Source organism: Arenibacter latericius DSM 15913 (assembly GCF_000424985.1).
GTDB classification, from domain to species: Bacteria; Bacteroidota; Bacteroidia; order Flavobacteriales; family Flavobacteriaceae; genus Arenibacter; species Arenibacter latericius.
Genome location: NZ_AUKX01000008.1, coordinates 1 through 22,760, shown reverse-complemented (window position 1 = coordinate 22,760; position 22,760 = coordinate 1). Strand labels below are relative to the sequence as shown.

Annotated in this window: 19 protein-coding genes; 9 read left to right on the top strand and 10 right to left on the bottom strand. The window is 37.7% G+C overall.

The window, feature by feature from the left end; all coding sequences use genetic code 11:
• Positions 1-34 precede the first annotated feature (34 nt).
• The 6 genes from H344_RS0105120 (at position 35) to H344_RS0105095 (ending at position 6,997) form a co-directional block, all read left to right on the top strand.
• Complete coding sequence (locus tag H344_RS0105120) at positions 35-1,234, top strand: glutamate-5-semialdehyde dehydrogenase (protein ID WP_026809322.1); 1,200 nt, start codon at positions 35-37, stop codon at positions 1,232-1,234.
• A gap of 278 nt (positions 1,235-1,512) precedes the next feature.
• Positions 1,513-2,040, top strand: coding sequence for a hypothetical protein (locus H344_RS0105115; RefSeq protein WP_026809321.1), 528 nt, complete (start codon positions 1,513-1,515; stop codon positions 2,038-2,040).
• A 92-nt stretch (positions 2,041-2,132) separates the two neighbouring features.
• On the top strand, positions 2,133-2,714 hold the full coding sequence (locus tag H344_RS0105110; protein WP_026809320.1) for a precorrin-2 dehydrogenase/sirohydrochlorin ferrochelatase family protein: 582 nt from the start codon (positions 2,133-2,135) through the stop codon (positions 2,712-2,714).
• Positions 2,715-2,996: 282 nt separating this feature from the next.
• Complete coding sequence (locus H344_RS0105105) at positions 2,997-4,484, top strand: xylulokinase (RefSeq protein WP_026809319.1); 1,488 nt, start codon at positions 2,997-2,999, stop codon at positions 4,482-4,484.
• Between the two features lie 4 nt (positions 4,485-4,488).
• Positions 4,489-5,814 carry a xylose isomerase gene (gene xylA / locus H344_RS0105100; RefSeq protein WP_026809318.1) on the top strand — a complete coding sequence of 442 codons (1,326 nt, stop codon included), beginning with the start codon at positions 4,489-4,491 and terminating at the stop codon, positions 5,812-5,814.
• A gap of 157 nt (positions 5,815-5,971) precedes the next feature.
• Positions 5,972-6,997 carry a LacI family DNA-binding transcriptional regulator gene (locus H344_RS0105095; protein ID WP_026809317.1) on the top strand — a complete coding sequence of 342 codons (1,026 nt, stop codon included), beginning with the start codon at positions 5,972-5,974 and terminating at the stop codon, positions 6,995-6,997.
• A 7-nt stretch (positions 6,998-7,004) separates the two neighbouring features.
• Here H344_RS0105095 and H344_RS0105090 read toward each other — a convergent pair whose 3' ends face one another.
• Positions 7,005-8,084: a phosphotransferase enzyme family protein gene (locus tag H344_RS0105090; RefSeq protein ID WP_026809316.1), complete on the bottom strand. Its 1,080-nt coding sequence runs from the start codon at positions 8,082-8,084 to the stop codon at positions 7,005-7,007.
• Between the two features lie 12 nt (positions 8,085-8,096).
• Positions 8,097-8,987, bottom strand: a complete 891-nt coding sequence (locus tag H344_RS0105085; RefSeq protein ID WP_034256178.1) for a nucleotidyltransferase family protein — start codon at positions 8,985-8,987, stop codon at positions 8,097-8,099.
• Between the two features lie 210 nt (positions 8,988-9,197).
• Between H344_RS0105085 and hemN the strand changes: the two genes are divergently transcribed.
• Positions 9,198-10,559, top strand: a complete 1,362-nt coding sequence (gene hemN / locus H344_RS0105080; RefSeq protein ID WP_026809314.1) for an oxygen-independent coproporphyrinogen III oxidase — start codon at positions 9,198-9,200, stop codon at positions 10,557-10,559.
• Positions 10,560-10,602: 43 nt separating this feature from the next.
• Positions 10,603-11,424 (top strand): universal stress protein, encoded by an 822-nt coding sequence (locus tag H344_RS0105075; RefSeq protein WP_026809313.1) that lies wholly within the window; start codon positions 10,603-10,605, stop codon positions 11,422-11,424.
• A gap of 101 nt (positions 11,425-11,525) precedes the next feature.
• On the opposite strand, the gene H344_RS0105070 is transcribed toward H344_RS0105075, so the two are convergent.
• The 8 genes from H344_RS0105070 to H344_RS0105035 all read right to left on the bottom strand — a co-directional run bounded on the left by H344_RS0105070 (position 11,526) and on the right by H344_RS0105035 (position 22,300).
• Positions 11,526-12,743, bottom strand: a complete 1,218-nt coding sequence (locus H344_RS0105070) for a hypothetical protein (RefSeq protein ID WP_026809312.1) — start codon at positions 12,741-12,743, stop codon at positions 11,526-11,528.
• Positions 12,744-12,788: 45 nt separating this feature from the next.
• Positions 12,789-16,007, bottom strand: a complete 3,219-nt coding sequence (locus H344_RS0105065; RefSeq protein WP_026809311.1) for a fibronectin type III domain-containing protein — start codon at positions 16,005-16,007, stop codon at positions 12,789-12,791.
• Positions 16,008-16,056: 49 nt separating this feature from the next.
• On the bottom strand, positions 16,057-16,293 hold the full coding sequence (locus H344_RS0105060; protein WP_026809310.1) for a hypothetical protein: 237 nt from the start codon (positions 16,291-16,293) through the stop codon (positions 16,057-16,059).
• Positions 16,294-16,338: 45 nt separating this feature from the next.
• Complete coding sequence (locus tag H344_RS19725; RefSeq protein ID WP_051254121.1) at positions 16,339-18,513, bottom strand: TonB-dependent receptor; 2,175 nt, start codon at positions 18,511-18,513, stop codon at positions 16,339-16,341.
• Positions 18,514-18,798: 285 nt separating this feature from the next.
• Positions 18,799-19,053, bottom strand: coding sequence for a hypothetical protein (locus H344_RS0105050; RefSeq protein ID WP_026809309.1), 255 nt, complete (start codon positions 19,051-19,053; stop codon positions 18,799-18,801).
• A 57-nt stretch (positions 19,054-19,110) separates the two neighbouring features.
• Entirely contained in the window at positions 19,111-20,610 is a 1,500-nt protein-coding gene (locus H344_RS0105045) for a S10 family peptidase (RefSeq protein WP_026809308.1), read from the bottom strand.
• A gap of 259 nt (positions 20,611-20,869) precedes the next feature.
• The gene (locus tag H344_RS0105040) at positions 20,870-21,415 is read right to left on the bottom strand and encodes a cupin domain-containing protein (RefSeq protein ID WP_026809307.1); all 546 of its coding nucleotides are present in this window, start codon (positions 21,413-21,415) and stop codon (positions 20,870-20,872) included.
• Between the two features lie 81 nt (positions 21,416-21,496).
• Entirely contained in the window at positions 21,497-22,300 is an 804-nt protein-coding gene (locus H344_RS0105035) for a helix-turn-helix domain-containing protein (protein WP_026809306.1), read from the bottom strand.
• 201 nt (positions 22,301-22,501) lie between these two features.
• Between H344_RS0105035 and H344_RS0105030 the strand changes: the two genes are divergently transcribed.
• Positions 22,502-22,760 (top strand): transposase (locus H344_RS0105030; RefSeq protein WP_205667127.1); only part of this gene is annotated, 259 nt, incomplete at its 3' end.

Genomic DNA, 22,760 nt, shown 5'->3' with positions numbered 1-22,760 from the left:
AGATATAAAACAGAATAGAAGATAAAATTATAATATGAAGTTATTAAATACAGATATAAAGAACAAGGTATTGCAGTCCATGATGCAGATTCTAGACCGCAATAAACAGGAAATTATAGCTGCAAATAAAAAAGACCTCGATCTATTTGATAAATCTGATAGAGCGATGTATGATCGACTCATTGTTGATGAAAAGAAGGTAGATGGAATGATTGGGGCCATAGAGGAAATTCTTAATCAGGAGGATCCTGTAGGGAAGATAAAATCGGAGCGCAACTTAGAAAATGGACTTAAGATCCAAAATAAAACAGCGCCTTTTGGTACCATTATGATTATTTATGAGTCTAGACCAGACGTTACCATAGAAGCAGCTGTATTAGCGTTTAAAGCCAATAATAAAATATTATTGAAAGGTGGTAAAGAAGCTATTAACAGTAATATAGCTTTAGAAGCATGTTGGCATCAAGCGTTAAAAGAAAACGGACTAGATACCGACTGGATTAAGTTGCTCCATATGAACCGAGAAGAAACTCAAGAGTTCTTAAGAAATCCTACCGAGAAGTTAGACTTGATTGTTCCCCGTGGCGGTGAACGTTTAATCGCCTTTGTTAAAGAACACGCTAAATGTGCAGTCTTGGTAAGTGGTCGTGGGAATAATTTCTTGTATGTAGATAAAACAGCAGATTGGGCAGAAAGTTTAAAGGTAATCCTAAATGCTAAGACCGATAAAATTTCGGCATGTAATGCATTGGATAAAATTTTAATCAATTCTAATATAGAGGACTATCCTAATAAGATGAAGGAGTTAAATGAGGTGCTTTCTTCTCAAGGAGTTTCTGTCTTGGTCGATAGTGAGGCTGCTAAAGTACTTAAAGACAATGAACAGGTTAAGGATGAGTCTACTTGGTACGAAGAATTTTTGGCAATGAAATGTGTTGTATCTCCAGTAGAAGATTTAGACAAGGCAATTGATCGCATCAATAAATATTCTGGAGGACACTCGGCAACTATCATGACTCAAGATGAAGATTTAGCTGGTTCATTTATGGATCAAGTGGATAGTGCTGCAGTATATCACAACGCATCCACAAGGTTTACCGATGGTGGACAAATGGGTGTAGGTGCAGAGCTAGCAATTAGTACTGATAAATTACATCATAGAGGACCATTGGGCTTAGAGCAATTAGTAACCAATAAGTACTATGTATACGGAAATGGACAGATAAGGGAGTAAGAATCTTATAATTCTCATGTCTAATTATAACGGCAGTTTCACAAATAAAAGTGTTTGTGAAACTGCCGTTTTTTCTTTGGTGCTACTCCTTAAACATAGAATAATTTTGGACTGCCAACTACTAAAGAAACGGGCCGTATCCTATAGTTTGTTTTAAACCCTCTAAGTAAAACTTAGGTGCTGAAATGACAAGAGAATAGAATATCATCGACCTAATTATTCATTATCTTCGCTTCAAATTTCTAGTGTATACTAGATATTAACCTTATAAGAGAATAATGAAGAAATCATTTGTTTATGTTGTTATAGCCTTATTTATCACTTCATTTGCTAATGGGCAAGAGTTTAAGCAAGGAACCAGTGTAATTAATGTAGGCTTTGGATTAGGCGGTAGTTATAATACGGTAGAATCCCTTAGCCAAAGACCGTCTATAAGTGCTAGTTACGAATATGGGATGTGGGATGTTCCGGGACCTGGTGTGGTTAGCTTGGGAGGTTATCTAGGTCACAAATCATATAAATTTGATAATAATGATAAATGGAACTATACTATTTTAGGAGTAAGGGGTGCCTATCATTATAATGGTTTGGAAATAGACGATTTGGATGTTTATGGAGGTGCTATGCTTTCCTATAATATGTTGTCCTATGATAATACGTATTATGCAGCTGGTACCTATGGAAACGAATTAGGAATAAGTGCATTTATTGGAGGGAGATGGTATTTTACAGATAATTTTGGAGCCTATGCTGAGTTAGGCTTTGGAGTCGCCAATTTAAGTATAGGAGTTGCTTTGCGTTTATAAAGTTATCTGCTAATGCGATTCAAGGGAAGTGAAATTGCCATCCCATTTATAATTTTAAATAAAACATCTTTATTTTAACTTAAAGCAGTGCCATGGAAAGGAACGAATTATACCCTATTTTTTTAAAAGTAAGCCAATTAAATATTCTTATAGTTGGTGGAGGAAATGTAGGGTTAGAAAAACTGACCTTTTTGCTGAAGTCGAGCCCCAAAGCAACGGTAGAAATGCTTGCAAACCAATTTTTGGATGATACCTTAGCACTTGCCAAGGAGCACCAGGTTAAAATAACCAAGGATTCTTACCATAGTAGTTACTTGGAAGGGCGCCATATGGTGATTGCAGCTACTGATAATACCGAGGTTAATCAACAGATTTATCATGACTGTAGAGCGCGAAAAATTTTGGTGAATGTTGCGGATAATCCTCCTTATTGTGATTTTTATATGGGGAGTATTGTTACCAAAGGAAATGTGAAAGTAGCTATTTCTACTAATGGAAAATCTCCTACAACCGCTAAGCGCTTACGACAGTTTTTTGAGGATGTACTCCCAGAAAATATAGATGACTTAGTGAAAAATCTTAGCGAATTCCGAAAAACGATTAAAGGCGATTTTGAGGAAAAAGTAGAAACGCTGAACGAATTCACCAAAGGCCTGATCAATAAGAAAGAGTAATTGTAGAGCAGTTTTGTCCTCTTGAATTAAAGTAAAGGCGCTCTGTTCTAATATTCTACGAAACCGTTTTCGAGACTTTCAATCTTAATCGAATTCAACTTTATATATTTGATTTACAGTATGTTGCGGTTAATTCTCGTTAGTTTTTGTATGCAGTTTAATTCTGTGTGCCTTATTCACATTCCCATACATAGTATTCATTGCCCTAGATTTTAATATATTTGAGAGAGGCCTCTATGGTCTTATCAAATTGGGACTTTGTCCCTCATAATGAAGTGAGTTATGTATTATTTGGGATTGGATATTGGGAGTTCTTCCATAAAAGTAGCCTTGGTTGAAATAGCAAATGGAAAACTTGTTGGAGTAGTGCAGGAGCCAGAGTCTGAAATGGATATGATTGCCTTAAAAAACGGATGGGCAGAGCAAAATCCAAAAGATTGGTGGAGGTATGTATGTAAGGGAATACAGAATATAAAAGAAAAGTATAACATTCACCAAGATCAGATTAAGGGGATTGGTATTGCTTATCAAATGCATGGCTTGGTATTGTTGGATAAAGAGGGGAATCCTGTTCGCAACGCTATTATTTGGTGCGATAGTAGGGCAGTGGAAATTGGTAGAGAAGCGTATGCCGCTATTGGGGAAGAAAAATGTAAGTTACACTTGCTAAACTCCCCAGCAAACTTCACGGCTTCTAAGCTAAAATGGGTAAAGGAAAACGAAGCTGAAATATATAGTAAGGCTTACAAGCTAATGCTTCCTGGAGATTATATTGCATATTGCTTTTCCAATGTAATGAATACTACTATTTCTGGCCTGTCTGAGGGAATCCTATGGGATTTTAAAGAAGATTCAGTGGCTAGCTTGGTGTTAGAGCATTATGGTCTTCCAGAGTCTTTTATTCCGAACATAGTAGATACTTTTAGTCTGCAATCTAAGGTAGATGCCCAGGGAGCCAAAGAAAGTGGACTGGCCCAAGGAACCCCAATCTTCTACAGGGCAGGAGACCAGCCTAATAATGCTTTATCACTCAATGTATTTAATCCAGGGGAAGTGGCGGCTACAGGAGGAACATCTGCTGTTGCGTATGCGGTTACGGATAGTCTTTCCGGTAAGGAAAGTACTCGCGTAAATAATTTTGCCCATGTTAACTACAGCAAAGAAACTCCTAGGATTGGCAAATTATTAAATATTAATGGAGCTGGGATACAATACAGATGGCTATTGAAAAATTTGGGAGTGGGTTCCTATGAAGAAATGAATGCCCTAGCAAATGAAATTCCAGTAGGATCGGATGGGGTCTGTTTAATTCCCTTTGGTAATGGTGCAGAAAGAATGTTGAACAACATGGATGTAGGATCGCGATTACTGAATGTAAACCTAAATAATCACCATAAAGGACATGTTTGTAGGGCTGCCTTAGAGGGGATTGCGTTTTCCTTTGCCTATGGGATGGAAATATTGAAATCTGACGGAATTAGTATTCAAACCATGCGAGCGGGGAATGATAATTTATTTCGATCAGAAATATTTTCTAACACCTTGGCAAGTTTAATAGATCAGGAAATTGAAATTTACAATACTACTGGTGCAATAGGAGCGGCACGTGCTGCTGGAATATACGAGGGTGGATTTGAGAAATTCAGCACTTATATCACTAATAATGACCACGTACACACATTTAAACCAAGTGGGGATAAATCTAGTTACAGAATGGCGTTTGAGAAGTGGAAAAAAGAATTGGAGTTAATTATTAACAGCAAAAAATAAGAAAATGGCATTAATCGGAAACAAAGAATATTTTAAAGGTATTGGGGAAATTAAATACGAAGGTAAGGAGTCTGATAATCCTTTAGCCTTTAAATACTATAATCCAGAGCAGGTGGTTGCTGGAAAAACCATGCGCGAACATTTTAAATTTGCTATTGCCTATTGGCATACCTTCTGCGGACAAGGGGGTGATCCCTTTGGACCCGGAACGCAGAGTTTTGAGTGGGATCAAGCCACAGATCCGTTACAGGCCGCTAAGGATAAAGCGGATGCTGCTTTTGAATTTATCAGTAAAATGGGATTTGACTACTTCTGTTTTCACGATTTTGACCTAATTCAGGAAGGGGCCACTTTTGCAGAGTCCGAAAAACGACTAAGCGCCATCACCGATTATATTAAGGAAAAGAAAGCAGCTTCGGGTATTAAACTCCTTTGGGGAACCGCTAATTGTTTCTCTAACCCTCGGTATATGAATGGGGCTGCTACTAATCCAGAATTTAATGTGGTAGCAAGAGCAGGCGGACAGATAAAATTAGCCTTGGATGCCACTATTGCCCTAGATGGTGAGAACTATGTTTTCTGGGGCGGAAGAGAAGGGTATATGTCCTTATTGAATACAGATATGGGAAGAGAATTAGATCATATGGCTCAGTTTTTAGGGATGGCTAGAGATTATGCTCGTTCCCAAGGATTTAAAGGTACTTTCTTTATAGAGCCCAAACCCATGGAGCCCACTAAGCACCAATACGATTTTGATACTGCTACCGCTATAGGGTTCTTGCGGGAATATGGATTAGAGAAAGATTTTAAAATTAATATTGAGGTTAATCACGCTACCTTGGCCCAACATACTTTTCAGCACGAGTTGGCAGTAGCTGCCAAGGCAGGGATGTTAGGGAGTATTGATGCTAACAGGGGAGATTATCAAAATGGATGGGATACAGATCAGTTTCCTAATAATATTCAAGAAACTACAGAGGCCATGCTAGTGTTTTTAAAGGCAGGCGGACTACAAGGTGGTGGAGTAAATTTTGATGCCAAGATAAGAAGAAACTCCACGGATTTAGATGATGTTTTCCATGCACATATTGGAGGTGCAGACACTTTTGCAAGGGCCTTAATAACGGCAGATAAAATTATATCATCCTCTGCTTATGAAAAAATGCGCAACGAGCGTTATAGTTCTTTTGATGCTGGCAAAGGCAAGGATTTTGAAGATGGGAAACTTAGCCTTACCGACTTGTACCAAATTGCCCAAGAGAATGGGGAATTACCATTAGTAAGTGGAAAGCAAGAATTGTTTGAGAACATTATCAATCAGTATATATAAAGATTAGTATTTAAAATTATTATGGACTTTGCCACCTCTCTTTGGTTAAGGGGAGGTGGCTTCGCCTTAGCGAAGACGGAGGGATTGTTGCGTGACCATGAATCAATATTATATCTATGTTTAGTGTTAACTTTAATTAGGGCTATATTGTAGGACTATGAATAAAATAACCTTAAAAAAGATAGCCCAAGTATTTAACGTTTCTGTACCTACAGTATCCAAGGCCATAAATGACAGTCATGAAATAAGCGATGAACTAAAAGCTAAGATTCAGCATTACGCCAAAGAAAATAAATATAGGCCCAATAAACTAGCTTTAAACTTAAGGCAGAAGAAGACAAAGACTATTGGCGTAGTAGTGCCCAATATCCTGAATTATTTTTTCACGCAGGTCTTTTCAGGAATAGAAAAAGTTGCTAATGAAAGAGGATATAATTTGTTGAGTTGTATCAGTGACGAGTCTTACGATAAAGAGGTGAAAACCTTGGAGTTTTTAGGGGGTGGTACTGTTGATGGGATCATCATTTCCATGGCAGAGGAAACGCAATTTAAAAATAAAATAGACCATTTTCAGAATTTGATTGATGAGCGGACTCCCTTAGTAATGTTCGATAGGGTATCTAGTGAAATTGAATGTGATAAGGTGGTAGTAGATGATTATGAAGCTGGATATAAGACTACCAGTTATTTTTTAAGCACAGGGTGTTCTACCGTGGCAGTGGTTACGGCTATTGATCATTCTAGTGTAGGTAGACTCCGAGTAGAAGGGTATAAAAAGGCGTTGCATGAAGCCAAAATACCTTATGATGATAAATTGGTGATTCGTCTTGGAAAGAAGGACGACTTGGAGCTAATGCTGTCCTTTTTATTAAATTATAAAAAGGTAGATGCGATAATGGCTTTGGACGAGATCACCGCGGTTGAGGTTTTAAGAATAGTTAAGAATAGAGGATATAAGGTGCCAGAGGATATTTCTATTATAGGCTTTACCAACGGCAAACTATCACGCTATGTAACCCCTACTCTTACTACAGTAAGTCAGCATGGAACCTATCTTGGGGAGGCAGCAGCAAATAAATTGATAGATAGGATGGAAGATAAATCCGTTAAGGAATTCTCCACCCTAACTATCAAAACAAGTTTGGTAATGCGTAATTCAACCAAAAAAAGCCTAGACCATTAAAGTCTGATTATGACCTGCCTAAAGGGGTTAGCTTTTGCTTGATCACTTCTTCCATAAAATCTATTTCCTGCAAGGCCATATTTGTAAAATGGAACAAACTTAGACAGCGATCCAGGTTTTGATTTTCATAGGATACCTTGTAATATATGTTGTTGTTTAAATAATCTGTTAACGCTCTAAGTCCGTGGATAAAGGGCATGAAAACAGCACCCCATGCCAAGGTATCTAATTCTTCTTGGTATAAGAAGGGGCCATTTGCCTCTAGACCATCAACAAATGCTTCAAACAGGGGACGCTTAAAAGTGATTTTACTATGATCCTGCTCATCTTCAATGGCCTGGTTGGCAACAGTTCGTATAGCATCGCCAAAATCATAATAAAAATATCCCTTCATCACGGTATCCAGATCAATTAAGCACAAAGCCTTATTACTCTCCTTGGAAAAAAGGATGTTATTTAACTTTGTGTCGTTATGACAGACACGCAAGGGTAATTTGGAGTTGTTAATTACTTTTAATTTCTCCAAGGTGGCTTTAGCGAAAGCTATAGAAGATTTAGAAACCTCTAATTTTTCGGGATTTGCAGTTTCTAAAGAATCATTAAACTGCTCTTCTCGTAGAGAAAGATCATGAAACTGTGGAATAGTATCCACATAGTTCTCTATAGGTGCTTTGGCTAAAAGCTGATGAAATTTACCAACCACCTTACCAGCCTCATGGGCAATGCTAACGTTGGTAGCATTATCATAGGCGGTGGTATTATTAATATAAGTCATCAATCTCCAATACCCCTTCTCTTCTTCCTCAAAATAGGTGTCGTCCTCTTGGGTCCTTATCAGGGAAATAGGAGTATATTCCGTATCAATGAGGAAATTAAAGGCGTTTGCAATATTTCCCATCAGTCCCTTTATATCCTTAAAGACATTGCGGTTTACCCTTTGTAGAATATACAGTGGACCGCTCTGGTCTAGCACCAGGTAGGTATCATTGATATATCCTTGGGTAATTTCTTGAAATTGATAGGTTTTCTGCTCTATTTTAAATTTGCCCAATATGTTGTTGAGCATGCTAGCCTTGTCTGCGATCATCAACTATAAGTTCTAGATGTTATCCCATACTGGGGAAGGATATTCATTATTGTCCGTCATTTTCTGTAACTCAGCAACGGCAGTATCTTTGTCGCTTGCATAAGTAACACCAAACCACTGACTTTTAGATGGAAGTACATCCACATCTATAAGGTCTTGACCTATCATTTCCTTAATAGCGAAGGGAAGGTATATTTCTCCTTTTGCGATATTGTCGTTATTCTTTATAAAATCTGTTAAATATCCTGTGATAAAAGGGAATATAGAAGGTTGACAAACCCAGAAGTTCATACTAGCTAACTCTTCTCCAGTAAATTCGGCCCCACTATCCAAATCCTTGATAGTATCTCCGTTTTTCTCTATTTGAATATACTCGTGAATAGAAGTTAGTTTGTTGTTCTCAGAATTACAAACCCCTCTAGATACTGATCCGTGTTCTGATAATGTATTTTTTAGGGTATAGGCTACTAACCCGTAAGTAGAATCACTCTTATTAGATTTTATAAAATCAGCTGCACTTTTAAAAGCATTTTGCCCGTAATAATCATCAGCATTGATAATGGCAAATGGACCATCAATTACATTTCTGGCAGTCCATACAGCATGTGCAGTTCCCCAAGGTTTTGCGCGCTCTCCAGAATAGGTAACTCCTTCAGGAAGATCGTCTAATTCTTGTGCAAGGACATCTATCTTAATATTTTTAGGTAATCTCTGAGAAAGATGTTCTTTAAGATAATCTACATTTTCTCTTTTTGTTATAGCGACAATATGCTCAAAGTCATTTTTTATGGCATCATAGATACTGAATTCCATTAAGAATTCGCCTTTTGGCCCTAAGTCATCAAATTGTTTAAGTTTCCCGTATCGGCTGCCACTTCCTGCGGCCATTAAAAGTAATGTCATAATCCGTTGTTTTTTAAGACTGCAAAAATATGGATTAAAAAATAAATTAAAGAGTGGAAAGATTTATATAAGGAATTTCAATAAGAAAAGCGCTTTTATAACCTTATGATGCTTCTTGGGAGTTGCTGGAGATGGTTAAACCTGATAAGCATCATATTTTAAGTGAGGCTAGGATAGTAATTTTGATAAATCATTCACAATTATTAAGTCATGGCCAATTTAATTCAGAAATACAATATCCCGGGACCCCGTTATACCAGTTACCCAACAGTGCCGTATTGGGACTTAGGAAGTTTTTCGGGGAAGCAGTGGAAATCTACACTAATCAATAGTTTTATAAAGAGTAATGAATCAGAAGGAATCAGTTTGTATATCCATTTACCTTTCTGTGAAAGTCTATGTACTTTTTGTGGGTGTCATAAGCGGATTACCAAACGGCATGAAGTTGAAAGTCCTTATATAAGCAATGTCTTAAAGGAATGGCAGCTTTATTGTGATTTGTTGCCAGAGAAACCCAAAATAAAAGAACTTCATTTGGGAGGTGGGACGCCAACATTTTTCTCACCCGAAAATTTAACCCGATTAATTAAAGGGATTTTTAGAACTGCGGAAAGAGCTGAAAATTATGAGTTTAGTTTTGAGGGGCATCCCAATAATACCACTAAGGAGCATTTACAAGCTCTATACGATGTTGGGTTTAGGAGAGTTAGTTATGGGGTGCAGGATTATAATATGAAAGTGCAGATTGCAATTCATAGAATTCAGCCTTTCGAGAATGTGAAAAACGTTACGGAATGGGCTAGGGAAATTGGATACACTTCTGTAAGTCATGATATTATATTTGGATTGCCTTTTCAGACCCAGGCTCATGTAGAAGAGACTATAATGCGGACCAAGGAATTAATGCCAGATCGTTTGGCATTTTATAGTTATGCCCATGTGCCTTGGTTAAAAGGGAACGGACAAAGGGGTTTCCAAGATGCCGATCTACCTACGGCAGATGAAAAACGGAAACAATATGAGAAAGGAAAAGAGCTTTTGGCTCAAGTGGGGTATTATGAGATTGGTATGGACCACTTTGCGTTAACTTCTGATAGCTTGTACAAAGCCATGGAGAATGGGAGTCTTCATAGAAATTTTATGGGCTATACCGCTTCTAAAACTCAGGTGATGATTGGGTTGGGAGTATCTAGTATCAGCGATAGCTGGGATAGTTTTGCTCAAAACGTAAAAAGTATAGAGGAATACGACCACCTTATAGAGAATAATATTATCCCTATTTTTAAGGGACATATTCTAACCAAGGAAGATAAGATGGTTCGCAAGCATATCTTAGATTTAATGTGTAGGTTTAAAACAGACCTGCAAATCAACGATAACGTATTTCCAGAACTGCCTCAGGTTCGGGATAGATTAATTGAAATGGAGAAGGATGGACTCGTCATAATAGAAGATAACCAAATTGAGGTTACAGAGAAAGGGAGGCCATTTATACGTAATATTAGTATGGCTTTTGATTTGTTACTACATAGAAAAGCCCCGGAGACTAGATTGTTTTCTATGACTATTTAAGGAAACCCATCATATAATTAGTGAATTTTAAAATTATGCCATTATGAAAAAAATTATTGTACCAGTCGATTTTTCTGAAACATCGGAAGTCGCCCTTAAAACAGCGGCGTCTATTGCTAAGAAATTTGGATCAGAGATTTTTGTACTTCACATGCTAGAAATGTCCGATTCTTGGATGACCAGTAATGAAGATGTGGTTCAGCAACAGGCGGTTTTCTTGATGAGGTATGCCGAAAAGCAATTCGAAGAATTTTTAGACAAGCCCTACTTAAACGGGATAAAGCTAACCCCTATTGTAAAACGGCATAAGGTATATAGTGAGGTGAATGCCATTGCAGAAAAGCATAATGCAGATTTAATAATTATGGGTTCTCATGGAGCGTCTGGAATAAAAGGGTTGTTTGTGGGCTCTAATGCAGAAAAAATGGTAAGAAATGCCAATGTTCCTGTACTAGTGATTAAAGATGAAATTGTAGACTTTGAGGTAAGAAGATTTGTTTTTGCTTGCGACTTTGAAGAGGAGAACCTACCTGCATTCCATAAAGCGAAAGCTTTGACAGATAAGCTAGCGGCAGAATTGATAATGGTGTATGTAAATACTCCTGGAGACAATTTCTTAAGTACAAAAGATGCCTTTATAAAGATAAATAAGTTTTTACACGAGGCAAAGGTAAGTTTAGAGGTAGAGATATTTAATGACTATTCTGTAGAAAGAGGGATATTATCGTTTGGAGAAAGTAGAAGTGCCGATATTATTGGACTACCCACCCACGGTAGAAAAGGAATTAACCATTTTTTTATGGGAAGTATTGGGGAAGATCTTGCCAATCGTTCCAAGACACCGGTAATGACTTTTAAATTATAGGAAATTTTAGGCTAATATTTCTGTAGCTAACACATAGAAAATCCCGTGAAGATAGCATTCACGGGATTTCTTTTATTGTTTTTATACTTGCGAAGTATTTCTTAATTATCAAAATAGCTGTTAAGGTCCGCACTGTTTTGTTCAAAGTAATCTACCACTAAATCCAGATTAATTCCACCATCTTCTTTGCCAAAAGAGTTGATGATTTCTTGAAGGGTAGCGTCTTGCGGTGCATTGTTAAAAAGAGATATAAATACATCAGATTTAATCTTTCCTAGAAAGTTAACCCATGCGCTAAATTGATCAGAAGTATTTATTACAAAATTCCCGTTGTCATTATCAATTAAAACTGCTTTGGTGTCTTGATCTATGTATTTAATTATATAGAAAGTTTTTCCTCCGGAAATAAACTCAAATTTATGTATCAGATCTATGGGGGTGTCTGTTAATAGGACCGCTTCAGGCTGATTTTCATAATCATTTTGACCACTTTCATCGTTACTTACCCCTTTATCTTTATTTGAATATTCCGAGAATATTGCTTGATCTAGAACAAATGGATGAAGAATTTTGTGGGTTGATGTTTCCGCTACGGAGGAGGTAGTGGCGTTTAGAAATTCATACCCTCTTATTAGCAACCTTTTATCCATTATCTTCTCTTTGATAGGAGAATCGGCATTTAATTCAGAATAAATTTGGCCTATCTTAAACATATCAAAATAACCATTGCGATGTGTTGTTGTAATAATGTCCTCAACTAAATTGTCGTCACTTACGCCCGAAAATAATTCTTTTAAGACGGATGACTCTAAATTGGTAAGTACGGTGAATACATCTTCCTGGTTTAAAAGAGTACTTATATACCATCGATTATTGGAGAATTCTGCAGACATCATCCCGATAAGGGGAAATGGCACTTTGTCCATAATAAATGAATATTTTATATAGGCCATCATTCTATTTTCATACCTAAATTGATAGGCAGTTTCTAGTTGGATATAATTTTTTTCTACATCTGTATTCTTTACGGCTTCAAAATGTGCTTCATCACGGGAGGTAGTCGCGTTTACATCTAAATAATCGCTCAAAGCCCACTCCATATTGGATGCGGACAAAAACGACTGCAAAAGCCCTTGTATATTTGAATAATCAATATCGCTCTGAATATTAACCTGATTGATTCGCAAGGGTGGGTCATATACGCTAAAGGCAACATCAATTGGAATACTGTATTCTACCACTACGCCAAGATTATCTTTTTGCGCATTGCCAGGGAAGGTGTATATTAAAACAGCTAGGAGTATGAATCTAATTTTCATATATGGTTTGTTTTATGAGGGGTTAAAAATATAGCACTGTACTATTTATTCATTAGTATGGTTAATAGGCTCCATCAGCTGAATTTTTTTATAATATGGCTTTGTCTCTAGTTTTTTAGACATTACAACTATATACATGGAAGCTCTAAAATCCATCCAAATCCCCTCCCTAAGAAGGTGGTAGTTAAAGTCGTCTCCATGCCAACCAACACTTATGAGTTCTGCTTTTGCAAGGCCTGAAGCCTTTGCTTCAAATGATAGCCAATCACTACCCTCAAAAGCACTGAGTTCCCCTTCTACGCCAAAGGCTGCATTTAAGGCTAGAGATGCCGGGTTTATGTTTTTGCTTACAAATTGCCATTTTTCACTACCTACAGTTTTCTTCTCTGTGGTTTCTGCAATTAGCGAACCAGTTACGTCTGCTTTAGCTACAACATTTATTTCAGCAGTTAAGACGTCCTTTATTTCTTTAATAGCCCATTTAGGGATAGGTAATTTATCGTAGGGTACGCCCCATGTCCATATTGTGGTTTCTCCTTTTAGTCCGGCTTTGAAGCCACCCCGAACCTTCTTTTCTGTATAATAAAAACGACTATTTGATTCTTCTTTATTTATCTTCTCAACTTCAAATGGTATAATATCAAAATACCAAGAGATTTTCCCTTCCTGAAAAGCACCTTTACTTTTAGCTTTTTTTATAAAAGGTATTTTATCAAAGAACTTGGAGGCTCTCTTGGTCATTTCAGTAGCTTCCAATGCTTTTTTTATGATTGGATTTGAGCTTGATTTCAGAGTAAGTCCAAATTTCTGGTAATCGGGGTCAACCCACACTATATCGATACTTTTACTTTCTCCTATTGGGTAACCTGCTCTAACGGTAGTGTTTGTTTTATCATCATTTAAATTAATTTTTCTTTCGATATTTATCTTAGCCTTGTTTTTTGGATGTAAATCGGATTTCCCATAGTACCATTGGAGACTTAAATCACCGATATTGTTTTCCCGTATTTTAATATCTGTTGTGATACTATATGCAATGGTTTTATTTTTTGATGTATCCTTGTTAGCAACTTTATTTAACAGATATAACTTTTGCCCTGATTTAGCAAGTCTTCTTTTGCTATGTCTTGCATAAAGCTCCTTTAATTCAAACTGTTTTTTTATGACTCTAATTCCAACCCTTATATTATTGGGTTCACCGTCTGGATAGGTGCTCGCTGGGGACCAGTATTTGGCTTCTAAGATGATCGTTTCATATTCGAATAAGTCTAGATTTATTCCGGTTCCATTACCGACCCAATTATCGGATATACTATCCTTTATATTAGCATGTGTGCTCCATACTATTTTAGCATCTTCGGGGATATTTAAAACTTCGAAACTTTGATTGTCTAAATTTTTACGATATGCAACATCAATAATGTCCCCGTCCTTATATCTATTAACTTTATAACTTATTAGGGCTTGCTTTAAATCGGTTTTTATTGGATTGTCAGATGCATATGATGTTGTATGGGATGTGTCTAAATTTTCCGCAGTTGAATCTAAATTGTTGTTAGTTTCTATATCAGAGATAGCAGAATTGTCTTGGCCTGGTATTATTGCCTCTACTTGTTTGTCAATAGTAGTAGTTCCACCCTCATAATTGGAATTGGGTTCACTGTTATTAACAAATTCCTCCTCTACTTTACTCTCAGTATCATCTGATTCCTCTCCAAATACATCCCTTAAAATATTATCTACTGTATCGCCTAAATCTGCCACGGCATCATAGGCATCGGTAACCACATCAATTGCCGCATCAACATCCAAGATATTCTTCATTTCTCGATCGTACTTGGTGATTACCATACCCTCTGCTAGTTGGTGTTCTGTATTGATGAGTACGTTGGTGAATTTCACGGCTACCTTAATGCTGTTCAGATAAGGAATAGTGACATAGCCTTGCCCTGAGAATCGGCCATTTTCGCCACTTACTTTCGTAAGGGTAATGGGAAAATCTCCAGCAGTGAACTGCTCCCCAGAGGTGATAGTGGGTAGGGGCTCTTTGTTTGTTAGGCTAAAATTGGGCACAATACCACATTCGTACATGCTGGCCTGATTGTTCACAATAAAAGTGGTAAACTGTTTTACCATGCTCCAATCGCTACCGGTTACCGCACATTTCTTCTGTAATTGGTATTCGTAGGTGGTGCCTGCCTTTAGGTCCCAAAGGGTGAGCTGATTGGTGGTGGTCTTACTAATGAACCATGCGTTGGATTTCCCTTTTTTTCGGTAGCGCACGGTATATTCCGGCACATCTGTGGAAAGGTCCTCCCAGATAATGTTGGCGTTGGTACTGCCCTTTACTTCGTGGTTCAGGCCCATTGGAAGTTCACAGTTGCCAGCATACGTAAAAGAGAAGATCTCGCTATGCCCCTGATTTTTAAAAAGCCCAATTTCCTCGGTCCCCTGTTTTGCTTTGGATTTCACACGCCAGGCATACCTTTTCCCAGATAACAATAGTGGATCTCCCGGCCCGTAGATGTAAGTGGTTCCCGTAGTAGTGGTTTGGAATATTGGGGGTGAGCTTAAAAACGCTGCCTGTGGGTCTATTACGTTATCCCAGATCTCTACTAGGCTTAGCTCATACTCTACATTGGTGACATTGATACTCCTAGGAGTCCACTGAAAAATGATGTTTTGCGGATTGGTCTCGGTCACAGTGCTCCCGTTACTCGGTGCAACCAGGAACGGGGGATCGTTCTGAAAAATGACGCTGACCGCACAGCTTTTTTGTGAAAGCTGTTTACCGGTGGTAGCATCCAATACTTCAAAACAAAATTGATAGGCTCCTTCAGGAATGGCCTTACCATACACGTTGGGTGAAATGCCTGTAATATTTTCAAATTTAAAATAGGGTGCCAAGTCTACATTGGTAAGGACTAATGGACTTCCTCCTTCTAAAAAGAGTGGACCTGTCCCTACCACCATATCGTTGCTGCGGAATTTGATGCCATTTCCCTGAAAGTAGACCCGGAGTCGCACTTCCCTATTAGCGATTTGAAAATCGTTCAGGGTCAGTTGTACTCGTAAGGGGCTGTTAATGGTACTTGCATCGGCATATTCGGAGAAATAAATGGGAGGAGGAGGGGTGGCCTGAAGGATAACCTGTACAGGAAATGATTGGGAATAGGCATTCCCTTGCTCTCCTAATAAAGGACCCAAGGAAATAATTAATATGATAAGTATTTTTCTAATTAATTTAATTCCATCATTTTCCATATTCCAACGTTTGTTACTGAACTAAATAGAATCGGTTTCAAAAATCCTATTAGTTCTTGTTTATATATCTCAACTCATAGGCATCTGGGTTAACCGTACCAATAGATTTTTTATAGTAATAATCAATTATTTCGTTTTCTAACAAGTACTCTAGCTTTTCTAAATCTCCATTTTTCTCGTATAACCGATATGCTTTTGTTGTAATGCGGTCCATGAATCCTTTTAGATGTCCATAGGGGGTTTCTACTACCGCTATGGAATTATATTGGGCAAATTCTTTCTCCATCCATCGATGTCCAAATAATTTCTGACTCCTCTCTTTGTGATCTGCTTATAATTGGATGTAATCACTTTGTTCTTTTTTAGTGGATTTTAGATTGTCTGTGTTTCTGGTTAAAGGGTGTTCATCACGTTTAACCTTGGTCTCTACGTAAAGCTTCTCTAGTTTAAAATCAATTTTTCTCATATCTAGTTTAATTCTAGATATCACCTTAAAAAGGGAGGTATTAAATAGGGCTTTAAAATCCCCATAATCGTACAAGGCTTGTAAAAATGCTAAAGCCTTTTCTTTATAATCCCCGACTGTTCGCTGCGCTTTTACCCATGCCAATAACATGCCTAATTCATCCTTTTTATATTGTGGGATATTAGCAAACTGTGGACTTTGGAAAACGAGGGTTAATTGTCGATTAATTTCTGGAATGGTGCCACTATAAGTGACGTTTCTATAGCGAAAATTTAGGGTGCTTTCCTTGGAGCTGCTGTTGCGATTTTGGGTATTGCGATTTCCCTGCTGAAATTCTAACTTAAAATTGTCAAAAGAATAAGTGTAGCCAAGGGTGATGGTAATATCACGAGAGCTATTTAAGTCGGTTCTCCTAAACAGTGCCATAAAATTAAGGCTGAGGTTATGCTTTTTTAATAGCGCATAATTGCCGCCTAATCTAAAATTATAGACCTTGTTCTGTTGCTCTCCATTGGCGAAGGAGGTGTTATAGGAAGTAGAAAGATTAGCGCGTAGTTTTTTGTCAAAATACTGTTTTCCCACAGCTATAGTTGGGCCCAAGGTTAGACTATTGTCTGTTGCACCTATGGTATTGTAAGAGGTGTTTGCTGCCAAGGTTACCGTCATAGCTCGCTCTAAGTATCCTAGGGTATAAGCCGCAGAGCCGTTATAGAAGGCATTATTTCCGCCCTCTATAGTCTGTCCTTCTTGTTGGTTATTTGAGTTTTGATAGACCATATTTAGGCTAGCAGTATGTTGCTGGTCTTTAGACTTTTTCACCATATAGTTAAAACCGAGGTTGGCATTTTGTGATATTTGTCGGTAATTTAAAGTGTCCACGTTATCGAACTCCCCAACTTGATTAATATAATCGAACTGATCACGTATATTGGTGTAGGATTGAAAATTGGAATAGGCGGCATTAATCCCCAATCGTTCCGATGCCGTATAATTTAGGTTTACTGAACTTACAACACGTTGTTGGTCTGATGATTTGGCATTGTTTAAATTATCTTTTTGTAGTCCCGCATTTACACTAAGGCTCACCTTATTATCAAACAAGGTCTGACTAGCGTTTACGGTAATGTTTTCTAGGTCGTTGTTAAAATAGTAAGCGCCTAAAGTCTTGTACTCTGGGTCTATACGTTCATACCCAACCCCCAATGTGCCGTTCCCGGCGGGATAGCTAAACGAGGCATTTAGGGCATTGTAATAATTGGTGGTGATATTCTCCTTTAGTATAAAGCCAAGTATACCGTTGGAAGATGGAGCATCTGTGAGGCGAGTATCTTCGGTAACTCCGGAAATTGCATATTCTATTCGGATTTGGGCTTTGTCTAATAACCGGAATTCGGACTCAAAGGAAAGCACAGCATTTTCTTTTGGTGATAGCCCTAATTCCATTGGAAAAGGATTCTCAATGGAATTTTCATCGTCCTCTGCTTTAAAAAGGATAACTCCTAGTTTCATGAACTCAAAATCATAAGCGGTCTTCACTCCATACCCCATACGTTTGTAGGCGGTTATTGCCCGTGACTCTTCTTCATTGAACTCTGTAGCTTTTAGAAATCTTCCATACATAGCACTGATTTGGAACTTTCCTTCGGGATTCAGTTCAAATCCGCCTCCAGTAAACTGATGTCCACTTAAAGTATAGGGAGAGAAACTCATGCTTACATCGCCAATATGCGCGGTGGCCCATTTGTAGGAAGGATGTAAGCTTAGCCTGTTAAAGTTAAATGGATTGGGGAAATCGAAATTTTGATTGGAATAGGTAAAGGACAATGGAATATTATAGAGTCCGGCTACATTAAAATTTAGGTTGCCAGTAAGGTAGTAGGTAAGGTCTTGTCTGTTAGCGGTACCGTCATAGTAGACTGTATTTGCAGCCACTCCACCATTATACCGCAACCATTTTTCCTTATCCAGCTGGTCAAAATTGATGCTCTGGGAAAAACCAAGCGAACAGAATAGTAGGAAAGGTGCTAATGATTTTGACAATATCGTAGCCTTTAATCATAAAAAAAGTTAAAAAATTGATAATTTCCTAATTTGTTCGCTGAACTACCGTTTAGAATTACAAATTTTTCAAACAAATGGCATTGGTAATCTTTTAGTCTGAAAATCTTTCTAATGTTAAATGTGGAAAACGGTTGTGGGATTTCGGCATTTTTCAGAAAAGTTGACCTAATAATATCTTAGCGCTCACGCTAGGCGGACTTCATTCTTATTACCGTCAGTAGATCAGGATGAAGTGGAACCGTAAATGCCGATAAAACTTAGAAATTAATCTAGTTCGTTATTTGACTGTGGTTGTTTTTTAAACAAAAATGTGACCCCAAATTTAAAGGAAAGGAAAATCAAAATAAAACTTAGCAGCCAGGGTATAAAGTAACCTACAATCCTGCCAAGATTGTAGGCGGTTATTTCTACTGAAATTATTTCTATTAATGCAGGTTTTGGATCCAATATTGCTATGCCAAGCATTATGGAGAGAAAGATCGCTATAATTAGTAATAAAGCACCTTTAAATTTCCTCATAGTTTTTAGTAATAGCAATTAGCCTTCAGCTAACCAATTAATAGTCATTTTATAGCGCTATTTCTTCCTAGTATACTGGGCAGGCGCACCTTCCTCAGGAGTAGCTTGCTTAATAAATTCCCGTATATGTTCATTAGAAGTTGCCAAATCCTCACTTCTCAAGTACATCATATGTCCGCTTCTATATCCTTTCCAACTCATACGGTCCTTTAATTTTCCGCTAGGATCCATTTGCCATAGGTTGTATTTAGAGTTAAAGTAATCTGTTCCTCCATCGTAATATCCCGCTTGTACTAGAACTTTTAAATAGGGGTTTTGTGCCATGGCTTTACGTAGATCCTCTGCGGTAGTATTGTTGCTTCTATCCCAAGGATGTACGGGGCCAAACATATTATACTTTAGGTCCGTCTCATATTTTAGGTGATTTTTCATATAGTAATTAATCGCTGGGGTAAAAGAATGTAACCAACTGCTAAGCTCCGCTGAATAATCTGGACGGTCACCTGCATCCATCTTATCTATACCAAGATATCTAGAATCTAGCCTTCCTACGGTAAAGCCCTCATCGCGAAGCAATTCTTTCCAGAAAAACCCTTTTGGGATTCTTAAGTTATGTTCTAAAATTACTTTTTTAGACAATCCGGTATATCTAGCTATTTGGGCAGCGATTTGTTGCTTTTCTGTTTGGGGTAAAAAGCCACCTTTGACCATTGCCGGAATTAATTGGTTTACCGTATATTCTTCCACTTCTGGTAACATATCGGTTAAATCTTTCCCTTGAAGATCCGTTGGAAGTTTCTTAAAATACCAAGCTGTTGCCGCATAATAGGGAAGTAGATTAGCAGCTTCAACTGCGGTGCCACGTTCTATCCCTAAACCGGTTGGTGATACTAGGATAATCCCGTTTAAATACATCCAATGTGCGTTCTGTAACTCTAGAGAAAGTCCAGATACCCTTGGAGTACCGTAACTCTCACCAATTAAATATTTTGGAGAAGCCCATCGGTTTTCACGGGTGACAAAGGTATCTATCCAACTGGCTAAATATTTAATATCTTGTTTTACTCCAAAGAAGTTTTTTGCCATTTCTCCTTTATCCATGGTGTTGACCGCACGGGAATATCCGGTGTTTACAGGGTTTACGTAGACAATATCCGCTACATCTAAAATAGAATGGGGATTATCTTTAATGCCGTAGGGCTGTAGGGGGTAACCTTCATCATCAATGGAAAGGATTTTAGGTCCGGTATAGGCTATATGCATCCAAACAGATGCTGACCCAGGACCACCATTAAAGGAAATAACAAGGGGTCTTTTGGACTTGTCCGTAATACCAGATCGCTCGTAAAAAGTGTAATGGAGACCTGCAATAATTTCTCCCTTATCATTCCACACCGGCTGTTTTCCGGTTGTAGCCTTATATTTTACTGGTACCCCTTTTATGGTAACCTGTCCAGAAGTGGTTACCGTTGTATCCATACTAGTATTAAGCTGTTGGGCATTTATGGAAAAAATAAAAACGCTAAAAACTAATACAATCGAGTAAATTCTATTCATTATTATCCCTTTTAATGCCTTAAAGATAATAATCTCCTTGGGAATGAAAACTTCTTTCAAAAGAGTTTTATGGAGCTTAACCGGGGCATAGAAATTTTTGTGAATGATATGCCTATAGAGGGTAAATACAAATTGGCTAAAATTATAAATGGAATAGGGTAATGCCGTTTGCTATTACTAGAACACTAGCAAGTAATTAACAAAGGGGGGATTCCTGAGTTAATCAGTGTACTAGCGTTATTTCACAATGAATCTTTTGTTATATAAAGCTTATTCCATGTTTTCCGCAAATTTCGGCTACCTTATCAAAATCTGGTGGGCCTTCGGGGAGTTTGGATAATTCCATAAACATTTCCTCGATCCCGGCAGGAAATGCTGAAGTACACATTTGAGCATTTTTTGTTCCTATAACCTTCCAGGAATGAGGAATGTTTTTTGGTGCAAAGGCTATATCGCCTTCATTTAAAATGGTAATTTCCCCACCTACCATTATTTCGACCTGTCCTTTCACCACCCTGAAAATTTCGTCTTCCTTGGTGTGTATATGCGGTGGTATGCCCACTCCGGGTGGGACATTATTTACCCATTCTGCAATTTGGTTGCCCGTGTCCTTCCCTGAAAGTTTGTGGGTCTGGATGTCCCCTATAACGTTTAATACCTCACCTTCTTCATCAGCGACTATTTTTGGCTTGTTGTTTAATGGGTCATTTTTAGTTGTTGGGAATCCTTTCGCTTGTAATGTTCCTGGTATCAAGGCTAATGCAAAGCCTAAAGAGGAATGCTGTATAAATTTCTTTCTGTCCATAATATTGTTTTACTGTAAGTTAAGGGAATAATCACTTTCGAAAACTGCGAATATTACGGCATATCTATAGAAATTAGGAACTTAGGCCTGTCTTAATGTGGTGGGGGTAATGCCAGTGTGTTTTTTAAAAAAATAACTGAAATAGTCTGGGGAGGAAAATCCCAATTGAAAGCATATTTCTTTGATAGATTTATCAGTAAACTTTAACTCGTGCCTAGATCTCATTATTCGTTGTTCCGTAATCACTTTTTTGGCATTAACACCAAGGACTTCTTTTACACATTGATTAAGGTATTTGTTAGACACATTTAGAGATTTAGCGTAATCTGTTACTTCGTGATATTCAGAGAATTTATGATTGACCAATCTTTTAAATTTGTAGACGAGCGTCTTTTTGGCATTATTTTCTGCCATAATGGATTTAATGTTACACTGTCCGTCACAGTACACAAAAAAGGTGTGTAGTAGGGATAGTAGCGCATCTTCTTTGTGGTTGAGATGAGAGCCTAGGAGTTCGTCCATCATTTCCAAAATTGCTTCTATCCTTTTTTCAATACCTGGGGCTAAGTTTATCTTTGGAATTTGCTCGGAAACAAAGAGTTGTACTTCGGTGATATGTAGTTTGTTAATAAGAGGATGATCCAATGCCTCTTGGGGTAAATAAAGAAGATAGCCAGAGGAGTTTTCGTTATTTGGTTTATTTATTTTCCAAGTATGCCGAGGATTCAATAAAAATATGGAGTTAGATACATTGTAGTACTCTTTGTTGTCGATTTCTATGGAGGAAACTCCGTTTCTAATCCAGCAAAAACAGTAGAGGTCTCCATGTTTATTAGAAACTATGTCTTTGGTAATCGGGACTATATTTATGGTCTCCGCACTCATTTATATAGGGGTACTTGTTCTAGGTTTAATCGAGTCAATATTCGATGCTTCGGGGGCTAGGTCTCTTCCGATCAGGATCAGGGACAAAGATTTTTGATTAGCATAACCCGGATAATTCATGGGTATATAGTAAAATTGGGTGTAAAGTGTTATATTTAAAGAGCTTACAGGCATCTTTACTAACACTAAAATCACCCAATTTTGAGTACTAAAAATACAGTTTTCTACCGAGGTAAAAAATCAATTTCCGTAGATTTTTCTGCAGAAGAAATAAGTTCTGATGGTTCTCTGGTTTTACTGGAGAAAATAGAGCGGGAACACAAGTTAATCAGGTATTTCAGTAAATTTATTCCAGATAGTCGCAATCCCATCTTAGTCACCCATACGATAGAGAAACTTTTAAAGCAACGCGTATTTATGCTGATGCAGGGATATGAGGATGCTAATGATGTTTTTCACC